Genomic DNA, 13540 nt, shown 5'->3' with positions numbered 1-13540 from the left:
GCTCGACGACGCGCACGGAACGCGCGGCCGGCCCGGGCGCATCGTCCGCCGGCGCCGCGCGCCGCACCGCACCGTCGAGGTCGGCGAGCAGCCCGTGCATCTCGCGATTCCCAGGCTCGATCTCGAGCGCGCTCTTGCATACGGCAATCGCCTGCTGCAGCCGGCCGCTGTCTCGGTACGTGAGCGCCACGCTGCGGTACAGCGCGACCGCCTCGTCGGTGCGGCCGACCTCGCGCAACGCCGCGGCGAGCCGAAGCCGCAACACGAGGTTGTCGGGGTCGCGGCGGAGCTGGCGCTCTAGCTCCTTGACGACTTTCTTCGGCTTCATCGGTGCGCGCGTCCCCGCGGTGGCCGCACGGCCCCGGCGCCGGCGGTGCGCCGATCATATCCGACGCGACGGGCCCGCGCACGGCCGGCCGCGCCCATCGGCGGCAGCGCCGCCTACTCCGGCGTGAGCGACATCCGGTACTGGAACGCCACCTTGCGCGGCGCCGCCGGCAGCTTCCAGTCGTTTGCGACGTTTTCCAGGCACTTGTCGAACGCGTCGCTGATGCGCGGGCTGAAACTGGCCGACGTCATCCTCCCGCTGGTCGAGAAGTTCACCTGGATGTTCAGCGACACCGTCCGCGCTTGCAGCTTCGAGTCCTTCTTCAGCGCGTTCTGATAGCACTTCTTGATCTTGCCGCGCGCGTTCTTCACCGCCTTGACGAACTCGGCGTACAGGGCCTCGTCTTTGGCATTGCCCTTCGGCTCTCCACGATGAGGCCCCTTGTCGGCGCCGGCCGTGATCGTCAGCAGATCGCCCTGCACGGTCACGACGACGCCGTCATCGTCCGCGTTGAGCTTGAGATCCGCGATCTGTTTGTCCTGCTGTTCGAGCAGCTTCTTTTGGTCCGCGACCTTCTGGCGGCACTCCTGCAGCTCCGCCGTCGTCGCGGGGTCGGGCTTGATGACTTCCTTCGGTTTGCAGGCGGGCGACGACGCCAGCGCGCCGACGACCGCAACAGCCAGCCAGCGATTCATTCAGGGCTCTCCATTTTTGTCGGGACGTCCGGTCGGAACGCTCTGTACGGTGGGGGGACGCTCGATCAGTTGTCGCTGCACCCGTCCGCCGACGATGTGCCCCCTCACGATCTCGGCGACCCGGGAAATTGTTACCCGATTATACAGCGCGGTGGCGCCCACTGCACGGCGCGGCGGGGCCGCGAACGCCCGCGGCGGCGGATCGGCCGCGGTCACCTCCTGAACGAGCACGTTGGGCCCCTGCGTGCAGCGCCCGAAGCAGCTCTGCCAGCCGAGGTCGACGGCGGCGCCGCACGCCGCGAGCTGCGCCGCCAGCTCGCGATAGATCGCCATCGACCCGCGCCGGTCGCCGCACTCCGGTCCCCGGCACACGAGCACGCGGTACCGGCGCGGCGGCGAGGTCACGGCGCGCCGTGCCCGCCGCCCGCGGCGCCGCGGCCGCCCGCGGCGCGCCTCAGTGCCCGCGCCGCGTAGTCCGCGACCGCCGGCACGGTGCGCGCATCCTCCGCGATGAACGCCACGAGTTCGCGCTCGGCGACGCCGCCGGACGCCAGCAGACCGTCGATCGCCGCGCCGACCGCGCCAGCCCGGTCCGACAGCGACGGGTCCGCCCGATACGTCAGCGCAAACGCGCGCAGCGGCGCGACGGCGCCGGGCAGCCGGCACGCGCCGAGCGCCGCCGCCACATCGGCGAGCTCCGGCGCGGGCGTCTGCGGCTCGAACAGGTGCGCGGCCAGCTCGTCGACCACCGCGCCCCGCTCGCCGGGTGCGATGCCCTCGACCGCGCGCAGATCGCCCAGCTGGGCGATCGCCCGCGCCGCGACGCCGACCGCCACCGGACGCGTCCCCGCGATGTAGTCGTACCGCTCGCGCAGCACCTGCAGCAACGGCCCCAGCGCCGACGGATCCTTGCGCGCGACGAGCACCTGCGCCGCCTTCGTGTAGACCTGCGGCGACGTCTTCGGGTCGCGAATGAGCGCGAGCAGGTCGGTCGCCACGTCCGCGCCGCGCAGCTGGCCGAGCGCCTCCAGCGCGAACAGCTTGACGTCGAGGAACCGGGCATCGCGGTCGGCGGCGATCGCCGCGAGCGCCTTGCGCGTGTCCGGCGGCTCCCCCTCGCCGGCGGGCGACCAGCCGTCGGCATCGAAGGTCGCGCCGCGCACGCTGCCGGCCACGTGCAGCGGCACGCGCGCCCGCATCGCGCCGGTGGCCGGGTCGAGCGCGCCGATGCCGTCCTGCGCGACGAACGCGACCACCGAACCGAGATGATCGGAGGCCACCGCGTCGAACCTCGGGTGGCTGTACGCCCACGCGAGCGCACCGGACGTCGGATCGAAGCCGAAGAAGAAACGGAACGTGTGCACGATCACCCGATCGCCGGAGAACCGCAGAGCGCCGCCGGCCGGTTCGCCCCGCCACAGGATCCGGTTGCGGTCGTAGGCCGAGTAGTTGGCCTGGACCGGGTCGAACGCGTCCCAGTAGTAAAACGACCGCACGAACGCCTTCGGCAACGCGGCGCGCCCGTAGGTCGCCGTCGCCGGCTTGCCGGTCGCCGCCCGCTCGTCGACCACGAACACGCCGTCCTTCGAGCCGAAGTAGACGCGGTCGCTCGTGCTGCGCACGAACGCGATCTCCTGTTCGAGGCCGCGAATGCGAGCGAGCTCCTCTCCGGTCGCGGCGTCGAGCACGACCAGCCACTGTTTGAGGAACGGGCTGAACACGAGCCCACCCCACGCGGCAGGCGCACCGAGCTGTCCCGGCGCGGGTGCCTCCCACAAGGCCTCGCCGGTCACGCCGTCGACCGCGACGAGCGCCCAGGTCGCCGGCCCGCGCTTGACGACGTAGTACGCCCGGTCGGCGTCGGCGGCGATGCCGAGGAACGTGCCGGCGCCGATCGGCGCGCGCCACCGCGGCTGACCGGTCGCGGCGTCGACCGCGCGGATCGCGTCGCCGTCGAATAACGCGACGAACGCCCTGCCGGGCACGACGCGCGACCGCACCGGGCCGTCGTACGTCCACACCGCGTCGCCGGCGTCGAGGTCGACGGCGGTGAGCACCGTGTGCTGCTGCGCGCCGCTCACGACGTACGCGACGTGCTTGCCCGCGGCGTTCAGCGGCCGGCCCGCCGGCGGCGGTTTCGCGCGGGCGAGCGCCGCGCGAAGCTGCTCCGGCCGATTGTCGGCGGCGCTGAGCCCGAACTTCGTCCCGCCGCCACACGCCGCGAGCGCGGCGATCCCCGCGGCGACGGTCCACCGTGCGCGCATCACTGCCCCTCCGCGAGCCGCTGCTCGACGATCGCCTCGGCCTCGCGCCGCGACAGCCGCGGCGGCTTCTCGGGGGTCGATGCGATGTAGGTGGTGAGCTGCTCGATCGCCTCCGTGCCGGCGATCTTGCCGAGCGCGCGCACGACCTCGACGCGCGCCGCCTCCGGCTTGAAGTCGGGCCGCATCAGGATCGCGCCGAGGCACCGCGCGAGCACCGCGTCGGGAGCCGCGCCGAGCTGCTCGGCCACCGCGCGGGCCAGCTCCGGGTCGGCCAGGGTCGCGAGCGCGTCCGCGGCGGCCTCGTCCCCCTTGCGCAGCAAGGCCAACAGCGGCTCGATGCCGGCGCGCAGCCGCCGCGCGGCGACCACCTTGGCCGCCGCCGCGCGCACGTCGGCGTGACCGTCGCGCAGCGCCGCCAACACGGCGGCGGCCGCGCGTGCGTCATCGACGGCGCCCAGCGCCGCCACGGCCGCGGCGCGCACGCGCGGCGAACGGTGGCGGGCGTAGTGGCGCACGACGTCGACCGAGCGCGGCGCCGCGTGGCGCGCAATCGCCGCCAGCGCCGCCTCGGCGACGGCCGGGTGCACGCCCGCGGCGAGCGCGTCGAGCAGCGCGTCCAGCGCGCGGGGGTCCCGCACCTGGCCGAGCCGCGCGGCCGCAGCAGCCGCGGCGTCGACATCGGCAGCGCTCAGCGCCGCGCGCGCCGCCGCCAGGTCGATGCGCGCGCTCGCCGCGGGATCCGCAGGCCGGCGCGCCGGCGCCTTCTTCTGTGCCCGAGCGGGTGCCGCCTGCGCCGCGAGGCACAGCGCGGCCGCTGCCGCCGCGATCCGAACCGTGTGAGCCATCGTCCTTCCCCTCGGTTTGGCGGCTTGGTTAGCGCATTTGGCGGCCGGGATCAATGCGCGACCCGCCGCCGCGGCGGCGTCACTCGCTGTCGTACTGAATGTCGCCCTTGGTCTCGTCTTCGGTGAAGGACACCTGGCCGGTGTACCGCTCGGCCTCCCCGAGAATGCGGAAACTGCCGGACGCGTACTCGCGGCCGCGGTGGTCCTCCACCGTCATCAGAATCTTCTTGTTGACTCCGAAGAATTTCCGCTCGAGTTCGATCGAGCTGATGATCGCGCGCTCCCCGCGGCGGTCGAGGTACTGCTCGAGCGACGTGATCAGCTGCTTGCGCCCGGACGACACGTCCCACAGCTTCACGGTGATCTCGAGATCGTTGAGCGGACGCCGGAAGAACGCCGCGTAGTAGACCTTCCAGGACTTGGTCTTCTTGTCTTCCCAGAACTTGTCCGTGCGCTGCTTCTTGAGCTTTGCGATGTACGCGCGCGCGCTGCCGGCCGCCGTCGGAAACCGCTTTTTCGAAAACAGCACCTTGCCGGCGAACACCTTCTCCGGTCCGCGCGCCCCGCGCTTGGACTTCTTCGCGACGGCGGGGACGGCTCCCACCGAGGCGAACAGCGATGCGGACACGACCAGGGCGAACACGGCGACCAGCGAGCGCGACACAGGACCTCCCAGTTGTCGGTAGACGCGCACTGTAGGCCGGAACTTCACCGGGTTCAACCGCGACCCGCTGGCCGGTCCTGGCCGCGCCGGCCCGCCGGGCGGTCCTGGCCCCGCCGTCGGCCGGTCACGGGCGGGCCGCGCCGTCGGCCGCCGCATCGCCGCCGGCCCCGCCCGCGGCCGACGCCGCGTCGCCGCCGGCCCCGCGGCCGAGCAACGCCTCGATCGCCGCGAGCGCCGCCGCCGGCGCGCCCGCGCGGCGCGCGATCGCCGCGCACCGGAGCCCGAGCGCGCGGTACAGCGCGGCCGCATCGCCGCCCAGCGCGCCGACCGCCTCGAGGTGGCGCGCCACCGTGGTGCGATCGCCGCGCCGAATCGGCCCAGTGAGCGCGTCCGGCACCCCGCGGGCGGCGAGGTTGTCGAGCGTGCCCCGCGCCAGCGGAATCAACGCCGCGAGCGCCGCGGTCCGGTCGACGCCGGCCGCCGCCATGACCTCCGCCGCCACGTCGAGCAACGCCACGAGGAAGTTGGACGCGATCGCGGCGGCCGCGTGATAGCTCGCCATCTGCGCGCCGGCCAGTTCCAGCGGCGTTCCGCCGAGTGCGGCGACCAGCGCTCGGGCGGCCGCGATGCCGACCGGGTCGCCCTCGATGCCGAACACCGTGCCGCGCAGCGCGCGCATCGCCTCGCGGCCGTCCGCGATGGCCCGCAGCGGGTGCATCGCCGCCACCCCGCCGACCGCGTCGCGTACGCTGGCGAACGCGTCCTCCGCCGAGATGGCCCCCGAGCAGTGGATGAGCACGTGCTTGCGGGTCACCAGGCCGGTGCCGACGAGCATGCGCGCCACGTCCGAGATCGCGTCGTCCCGCACCGCGACGAGCACGACGTCGGCCTCGAGCAGCAGATCCGGCGGCGCCGCGGAATACGCCGCGACGCCGGCGGTCGCGCCGGCTGCCCGGGCCTGCTCGGGCCGGCGGGCCCACAGCCCGAGCACCGGCACGCCGCCGAGTCGAAGCGCGCCGGCGAGCGCGGTGGCGACCGGCCCGGCGCCTATCACGAATGTGCTCGGAGTAATCATCCAACAGTCCGCCCGGCGGCCCCTTGTATCACGAGCGGTACAGTCCGTGCTGTCGGATGTACGCCGCGATCTGGCGCGACACCAGCGGCAGCCCGTCGCCGCCCGCGGCGATCCGCGCGCGAACCTCGGTCGACGACACGGCCGGCAGCGCGAAGCCGCCGGCGTATCCGCCGCGCGGCACGACCAGCGGCGGCGCAAGGGCGGCGACCTCCTCCCACCGGTACCACTTGTCCGTTTCGCCGAGCACGTCGGAGCCGATCACCAACCGCAGATCCGTGTCCGGGTGGCGTGCGCGCAGCGCCCGCAGCGTGTCGAGCGTGCGACTCGCCTCCCCGCCGAGCGTGCGCTCGACGTCGTCGACCGCGACGCGATCGCCGAACGGCGCCGCCGCCAGCCGGCACATCGCGAGGCGGTCGTCGAACGGCGCCAGCGGCTTGTGAAACGGGTGCCGCCAACACGGAATCATCCACACGACGTCGACGGGGGCGGTCTCGAGCACGTACAGGCACACCATCTGGTGGGCGACGTGCGGCGGGTTGAAACTGCCGCCGAACACCGCCGCCACCCGGGGCCTCGGCACACGCGAGCGCAGCGCCATGCGCCTGCCTTACCACACTCCGGCGCGAAGACGGCGCGGTCAGTCGTACAGCAAGCACGCGCCGCGCGCCGCGCGAAACGCGACCTCGGCGCCCCGCCACGTCGCCGCCAGGTCGTCGAGCGACGCGCCGGCGTCGATCAGCGTGCGGATCTCCGGGCCCCCGGTGAGCAGGTCGATCGCCGGGCGATCCGCGACGAACTCGTACGGCCGCCGGCGCCATGCGAACTGGTCGGGCCACAGGTGCCTCACCGCGCGCAGCACCGCTACGCCCGTGAGGTACGGGCGAAACGCGTCCCGGTCCGTGACGTGAAGTTGCACGCCACCGCAGCGCGCGCCCGCATGTTTGTGGAACGTCGGCGTGAAGACCAACGGGCGCGCGACGACGCCCGGCAGATCGGCCAGCGCGTCCGCCAGCGCGTAGCCGTCGACGAACGGCGCGCCCACGATCTCGAACGGGCGCGTGGTGCCGCGGCCCTCGGAAAGCTCCGTCCCCTCGATCAGGCACATGCCCGGATACACCAGCGCGGTGTCGTACGTCGGCATGTTCGGCGACGGCATGACCCACGCCAACCCCGTGTCCGGGTAGTGAAGCTCTCGCCGCCAGCCCTCCATCCGCACGACCTCCAGCTCGCACCCGATCCCCTCGACCTCGTTGGCCCAGCGCGCCAACTCACCGGCGGTGAGGCCGTGGCGGTTCGGGATCGATGCCATGCCGACGAACGACCGATAGCCGTCGGCGACGGCGCCGCCCTCGACCTCGACGCCGCCGAGCGGATTCGGCCGGTCGAGCACGACGACCGCCACGCCGGCGCGAGCGCACGCGCGCATCGCGCACACCAGCGTCCACACGTACGTGTAGTAGCGCGCGCCCACGTCCTGGATGTCGTAGACGAGCACGTCGATCCCGGCGAGTTGCTCGCCGGTCGGCTCGAGCGAGGCCTCGGTCGGCCCGTACAAGCTGTAGACTGGCAGCCCGGTGCGCGCGTCGACCGCGCCGTCGACCGGCACCATGTCTTGCGCGTCGCCGCGCAGGCCGTGCTCGGGGCCGAACAGGGCGCGCAGATCCACGCCGCACGCGGCCAACGCGTCGACCGCGTGGCGAAACCGGCCGTCGACCGCCGTCGGGTTGGCGAGCAAGCCGACGCGGCGGCCGCGCAGCCCGCGCGCGTCGTCCGCCAGCAGCACTTCGAGGCCCGTCCGCACCGCGCCGGCCCGCACGGCCCGCCGCGCGCGGCCCGACGCGTGACGCTTGGGCGCCGCCATGTTGATCGCTACGCGATCGGCACGGGTTTGAGCGTCACCTTGCCGTCTTTCGTGACGACGCGGAACCGTACGGCGCGCGAGTTGTACTTCTTCTTCAAGTTGGCCTCGGTGAGCCGCAACTTGGCGACGAACCCCTCGTACGTGACGCCGTCGACGCTGTCGCCCGCCGCCTTGCGCGCCTCGACGTATTCGGCGTAGATGCGCTTGTAATAGTCGGGCTCCGGTTCGGCCGCCAGTTGCAGCGCCTCGGCATCCTTGACGTCGAGCCCCTCGGTGTCGAACGCCATGCCGCCCGCCGTCACGACGTTGCCGTTTTCGTCGTACTGTTCGTCGCCCGGCTCGGGCCGACCGAGCAGCCGCGCCAGCATCACGTTGAGCGCGTTCGCCAGCCCGTCGAGGTCCGACCCGGCCGGGCTGAACGTCTTGTCGGTGTTTCCGTTGATGATCTCGTTGATGCCGAGCTCGATCTGATCGAGCGGCGCGAGGATGCTGCGGGCAGTCAAGACGATTGCCACGATCGCGACCAGGATCGCGCCCACTCCGAGCAGGCCGATCGCCGTCCTCACCGCGCCGAGCGGCGCCAGCTCCTTGGTGAGCGACATCAGCACGACGGCGCCCGCGCGGTAAGGCGGGTAGTCCGCGGGCAGTTTCTTGCTGGCGAACCGGGGCAGCCGGCCGACCGTCGCGATGTACTGCTCGCCGCCGAGTTCGAGCCGGACCACGTCGTCGGCCACGCCGCGCTCCATCGCCTTTTCGACCAGCCCGGTCTTGAAAATCGCATCCTGCAGTTGCTTTCGCCGCCCCACGTCCTCGCGGCTCGTGCTGTCGACGAAGCTCGTCGCATGCACCGTGTCGCCGTAAAAGTACGCCACGTCGAGGCCGAGCAGCCCCCGTTGCAGGCGCGCCTCCTTGGCCGTGAGCGCGTACGCGATGACGATCGCGCCGGCGACCTCGTCCACGTCGTCGATGATCGGCGCGACGCCGACCTTCATCATCTGCTTGAGTTGGGTGTAGTTCCACACGTCTGAGACGGTGGTGCGCTGTTCGAGGGCGACTTTGACCGCTGGATACAGCAGGTTGCCGTCCTTGTCCTTCCACGAGTCGGGCGGCGGGCGCGCCACGTCGAGCAGCGCGACCAGATCCCCCGTCTTGTCGACCAGCGCGAGAAAGTCCGGCCGCGGCTCGCCCTCGTCGAGCGACGCGAGGAACCGGCGGAATTGTGCGTTGGCCGTGTTCTCGCGGTCGAACGGTGCGTCCATGTTCAGCGCCGCGAGGTACTCGTCGTCGCGCGCGAGCACTTCCGCACGCTTGAGCAGGCCGAGGCCCTCCAGCGACGCATTCTGCACGAGCAGGTCCTGCGCGTTGAGCACGCGGCTCTGCACGTCGTCAACGATTCCCGCTTCGAGTTTCGAGGTCGTGGCCAGGTACGCGACTGCGGTGAGGGCCGCGATGATGACGGCAACGATCCCCCCAATAACCGCCCGAGACATGCTTCCTCCTTAGGAGTAAGACGCGCGCTGATTATCGAAGCTGCGGGGAGCGGCTGTCAAATCACCGCCTCCCCTTCTTTTTCGGTTTCTCGTCCCGCGCGCCGGCGTACAGGTACCGCTCGTAGGCCGGCAGTTCATCGACGCAGGGCGCTCCTTCGCCGGCGTCGAGACACATCTGCAGCGCGATCTCGCTCGGCAGGTGCAAATCGAGCATGCGGTCGCCCTCGGCCACGTACAGCGTGCGCTCGTGCGCGCGGTAGTGCGACGCCCGCTTCTCGCACCCGTCGAACGCCGCGTCGCTCTCGTACAGGCGCCGGTCGCAGATCACGTGGCTCGGAACGACGACGACGTTGACGAAGCCGGGCGCCACCCCGGCGTCCGCGCCGCGCTCCCGCAAAAACGACAGGAAGCGCTCGCGCGCGACGCGCACGGCCTCCGCGATCGGCTCCGGGTCGCGCCGGCGCACCGACAGAACGCGCATCCGGTCGGCCTCGTACGGCTGGTCGACGGCGAACACGAGGCCCGGCACGCGGTAGGGCGCTGGCGGTCCGGCCGGGGCGGCGTCGGCGGCGGCGGTGGCGTCGGCGGCGGCGGGCGCGGCCCCCGGCGCGCGCGACAGCCAGTAGGCCGCCGCGCCGCCGGCCGCGACGACGATCGCGACCGCGAGCCACAACCAGCCGGTGCCGCGGCGCAGCGCGGCATCCCCCGCGGCCACCGCGGGCTCGAGCGTCGATGCGATCCCCGACACCGGCGTGCCGGGAGCGAACGGCGCGGTGACCGCGGCGGGGCCGCGCGCCGGGGCCACGGCGCGCCCGCGCTCGACGGCCGGTGGGCCGCCGGGCGGCGCCGCGTCCCGGGTGACCGGCCGGCCCTCGAGCACCGCCTCGAGCGCCTTGCGAAACACGAACGCCGTCGGGAACCGATCCTCTTTCCGCTTCGCGAGCGCCGTGAGGATCACGCGCTCGAGCGCGTCCGGCAAGTCGACGCCGTGCTGGCTCGGCGGCGGCGGCGGCTCGTTGAGGTGCTTGGTCATGATCTCGAAGTGCGTCTCGCCGTCGAACGGCGTGTCGCCGACGATCGCCTCGTACAGCGTGACCCCGAGCGAGTAGATGTCCGTCGTCGCATCGACCGGTTTGCCGCGGACCTGCTCGGGCGACATGTAGCGCACCGTCCCCATCGTCTGCCCGGTCGCGGTCAGTCGGGTCGACGTCGCCATCTTCGCGATCCCGAAGTCCATGACGGTCGCGGCGCCGTTGTCCTCGCGCACGAGCACGTTCGACGGCTTCATGTCGCGGTGGACAACCCCCTGGCCGTGCGCGTACTCGAGCGCCTTGAGCACGTCGATCGCGATGCGCGTCGCATCCCGCCACGCCATGCGGTCCTGCTCCACGATGAGTTGCTCCCACGTCTTGCCGCGCACGTACTGCATCGCGAGCACGAGGCAGCCGTCGTTTTCACCGAACGTGTACAAGTGCACGATGTTCGGGTGATCGAGCTGCGCGAGCGCGCGCGCCTCCTCGAGAAAGCGACTCTTGACCTGGAGATGGGCGGCCAGCTCGCGCGGCAGGATCTTGAGCGCCACCTGCTGGTCGGTAAGCCGATGGCGCGCCTGGTAGACCACGCTCATGCCGCCCTGGCCGAGCACGCCGGTCACCTCGTACTGATCGAGCACAACGCTGCCGATCATTCGGTGCACGCCGGTCGACATCAGCGGCCTGCCGCACTGGGAACACTTGACGTCCGTATCGAGATGTTCGGCGCCGCAGTGCTCGCAGACGTTGGCCACGGTCAGTCCGCTCCCTCGCGCGCCGCCGGCTCCCAGCCGCCGACGCGTTGCAGAAACCGGCGAAGCTCGTCCTGGATGATCGACGGGTATTCGACCGGCGTGTAATGCGTCCCGCCCTCGATCACGACCAGTCGCGACCCGCGCACCGCGCGGTGGATGCGCTCCGCGGTGGACACGGGGGTGAGCACGTCGCGATCGCCCGTGATGATCAACACCGGCACGCGGACGGACGGCAGCACGTCGCACGCATCGTGCTCACCGAGCCGCTCCATCAGCCGGGTGTACACGTCCCAGTCCACGTCGCGGAACGTCGCCGCGACCGCGCGGAACGCATCGACGTCGAGGCTGCGCGACACCAGCCCCGCCCGTTGCAGCAGCGGCACCGCGCCGTCCCAGTCGACCGCGCGCCGCGTCGCCGCGCCGACGAGCGCGCGCTGGGCGCGAATCGCGCGCAGAAGCTGCGGGATGACGTAGCGCATCGCACGCGACGACAGCGCACTGTCGAACGGACGCCCGCAGGTGCCGTTGATCGCAACGATGCCGGCGACGCGGCCGGCCGCGCGGCGGACCAGCTCGAACGCGACCTGCACGCCCATCGACCAGCCCACGCACACCGCGCGGTCGATGCCTTCGGCGTCGAGAATGCCGAGTAGATCCTCTACCTGATGGCCGACGCTCAGGGTGGACAGATCGCGCGGCCGCTGCGAGGTCGCGAGGCCGCGGTAGTCCCAGCACAGGACGCGGTACTCGGTCCCGAGTGCGTCGTACACGTGGACGAACGCCTTGTAGATCCCGCCGAGCCCGTTGGCGAGCACGACCGCGGGCCCCGCACCGCGCACCTGGTAGCCGATGCGCGTACCGTCGGGCGCGGTGAAGTAGCGCTGCTCGATCCCCGGCACCATGCAGTGGTGCCAGTGTAACAGGCAGCTGGTGCGCCGCGCGCCCGCCGTGCGCGTCGCGCCGGCTCGATCGCGCGGCCGGTGCACCGCGCGCGAACGCGCCGGACGACTACGGCCGTAGCGCCCAGCGCGCCGCGACCGGCGCCGGCCCTCCGCGGCGCGCGCTCACCCGGGTGGTGGCAGCCCGCCTCGCCGGCAGCCAGACGTGCATCGCAATCCCGTACGGCGACGCGACGCGCTCCTGCGGGTTAAAAGTACGCGATGCCCTTGAGCGCGGCCCGCGTGTAGACCTCGTCGTCCGGCACGGCCGGCACCGCGATGAGCGGCCGCACCTCGCCTTCGTTCGGCTCGTTCATGTCCTGGCTGCGCCCGGCGCGCAGATCGAGCGCGACGGTGAACGCGCGCGAGATGCGCCAGCGCAACCCGCCGCCGACCTCGGCGTACGCGCGCTCCGACGTCCACGCGCCGCCGCTGCCCTCGGACTTCTGGAAGCCGGCCGCGCCGAGCAGAAACGGCGCCCACCGGGCGTGCGGGGCGAGGTCCGCGTACACGCCGGCGCCCAGGCGGCGGTCGAGGCGGAGCCCGTCGTCGTGTTCCGCCTTCGACGCCTCGAGTTCGAACTCCACCGCGTCGGTGAGCCGGGCGCGGGCGAACACGCCGACGTCGTCGGCATCGCGCCCCCCCTCGGCTTCGAACCGCCCCACGGACACGCCGAGCCCGAACCGCGGCAGCGGCGGCGGGGCGACGCGGGCCGCGACGACCGGTGCCGGCGCCGGGGGCGGCGCGGGATAATACGTCGGCACGGGGCAGTCGTAGGCGTACGGCGGCGGCGGACTCGCGAAGCGGTAGCCGACGTACGCCCCCCAGACGACCGGCACCGGATGAACGTGCACGCGGCGAGGCCGCGGGCGGACGCGCACGCGGACGCGCGGGCGGACGCGCACGCGCGGGCCGAAGCCGACGCGGACGCGGCCACCGATGCGCACGTGCGCGCTCGCGCGCGCATGAACGCGGATGCCTCCGGCGTGGGCGGCGGGTACGCCTGCGACGACCGCGGGCGCGATGGGCGAGGCCAGCGCGCCGGCCACGGCGGCGACGAGGACGTGGCGGCGAAGGGTCATGGGATTCTCCTGTCGAGGCAACGACGCGCGCCGGAGCGCGCGGGATCTACGTCTTTGGTAAGCATGACATGGGCCAGTGTCACCGCACGGCCGCAGTTCAACGATTTCGGCCAACTGCATCGCCCCGCGGCTCTGATAGCGGCCGATAGTAGCCACCTCTTCACAGCGCCCGTGCCCGTCGTGCAACACTTCGCCGCGTGCCGCGCTCCGGGCCGGCGGCCGGCCGTCAGGGGCGTCCAGGCACTTGGAATCCTTGACGTGAACGGAAACCACAAGTATTAACGACGGGGGCAGCAGTGAGCATGGAGGTACCCTTGAGCCAGTCTCCGAAAAAGCCCGGTGCGCGCGACATCAGCGATCTGAAGGCGCGCCTCGGCCTCAAGAAGGGCGGTCCCGCCGCCAAACCGCGCCCGGCGTCGGGGTCGGTGCCGCCGCCGCTCGGGGCCGCGCCCGCACCGGCGCCCGTGCCTCCGCCCGGGGCCGCGCCAGCCGCGCCCGATCCCCGCCAGGAT

At 72.6% G+C, this 13540-nt stretch carries 14 protein-coding genes; 1 reads left to right on the top strand and 13 read right to left on the bottom strand.

What is annotated here, in order from left to right:
- The 13 genes from D6689_21350 to D6689_21290 form a co-directional block, all read right to left on the bottom strand.
- Window positions 1-328, bottom strand: a 328-nt coding sequence (locus D6689_21350) for a hypothetical protein (GenBank protein ID RMH37130.1), incomplete at its 3' end; no start/stop codon positions are given.
- Between the two features lie 113 nt (window positions 329-441).
- A complete protein-coding gene (locus D6689_21345) occupies window positions 442-1023 on the bottom strand; it encodes a hypothetical protein (protein RMH37129.1) in 582 nt (193 codons plus the stop codon).
- On the bottom strand, window positions 1024-1428 hold the full coding sequence (locus tag D6689_21340) for a (2Fe-2S) ferredoxin domain-containing protein (GenBank protein RMH37128.1): 405 nt from the start codon (window positions 1426-1428) through the stop codon (window positions 1024-1026).
- On the bottom strand, window positions 1425-3287 hold the full coding sequence (locus D6689_21335; protein RMH37127.1) for a hypothetical protein: 1863 nt from the start codon (window positions 3285-3287) through the stop codon (window positions 1425-1427). The genes D6689_21340 and D6689_21335 overlap by 4 nt, the downstream gene beginning before the upstream one ends.
- Window positions 3287-4132 (bottom strand): hypothetical protein, encoded by an 846-nt coding sequence (locus D6689_21330; protein RMH37126.1) that lies wholly within the window; start codon window positions 4130-4132, stop codon window positions 3287-3289. Before D6689_21330 ends, D6689_21335 begins: the two co-directional genes overlap by 1 nt.
- A 79-nt stretch (window positions 4133-4211) precedes the next feature.
- The gene (locus tag D6689_21325) at window positions 4212-4796 is read right to left on the bottom strand and encodes a hypothetical protein (GenBank protein RMH37125.1); all 585 of its coding nucleotides are present in this window, start codon (window positions 4794-4796) and stop codon (window positions 4212-4214) included.
- A 124-nt stretch (window positions 4797-4920) separates the two neighbouring features.
- Window positions 4921-5871: a DUF2520 domain-containing protein gene (locus D6689_21320; GenBank protein RMH37124.1), complete on the bottom strand. Its 951-nt coding sequence runs from the start codon at window positions 5869-5871 to the stop codon at window positions 4921-4923.
- Between the two features lie 28 nt (window positions 5872-5899).
- The gene (locus D6689_21315; protein RMH37123.1) at window positions 5900-6469 is read right to left on the bottom strand and encodes a nicotinate-nicotinamide nucleotide adenylyltransferase; all 570 of its coding nucleotides are present in this window, start codon (window positions 6467-6469) and stop codon (window positions 5900-5902) included.
- A gap of 39 nt (window positions 6470-6508) precedes the next feature.
- Complete coding sequence (locus D6689_21310; protein ID RMH37122.1) at window positions 6509-7732, bottom strand: DUF1343 domain-containing protein; 1224 nt, start codon at window positions 7730-7732, stop codon at window positions 6509-6511.
- 8 nt (window positions 7733-7740) lie between these two features.
- Entirely contained in the window at window positions 7741-9222 is a 1482-nt protein-coding gene (locus tag D6689_21305; GenBank protein ID RMH37121.1) for a HAMP domain-containing protein, read from the bottom strand.
- A 61-nt stretch (window positions 9223-9283) separates the two neighbouring features.
- Window positions 9284-11254, bottom strand: a complete 1971-nt coding sequence (locus tag D6689_21300; protein ID RMH37120.1) for a serine/threonine protein kinase — start codon at window positions 11252-11254, stop codon at window positions 9284-9286.
- Complete coding sequence (locus tag D6689_21295; GenBank protein RMH37119.1) at window positions 11011-11910, bottom strand: alpha/beta hydrolase; 900 nt, start codon at window positions 11908-11910, stop codon at window positions 11011-11013. Before D6689_21295 ends, D6689_21300 begins: the two co-directional genes overlap by 244 nt.
- 245 nt (window positions 11911-12155) lie before the next feature.
- Window positions 12156-13028, bottom strand: a complete 873-nt coding sequence (locus D6689_21290; GenBank protein ID RMH37118.1) for a hypothetical protein — start codon at window positions 13026-13028, stop codon at window positions 12156-12158.
- Between the two features lie 302 nt (window positions 13029-13330).
- On the opposite strand from D6689_21290, the gene D6689_21285 reads away from it, so the two are divergent.
- The coding region (locus D6689_21285; GenBank protein RMH37117.1) for a hypothetical protein at window positions 13331-13540 on the top strand (210 nt) is incomplete at its 3' end.

The sequence above is a fragment of the Deltaproteobacteria bacterium genome (assembly GCA_003696105.1).
In the GTDB taxonomy this organism is placed as follows: Bacteria; Myxococcota_A; Polyangia; order Haliangiales; family J016; genus J016.
This window is presented reverse-complemented; position numbering and strand designations above follow the sequence as displayed.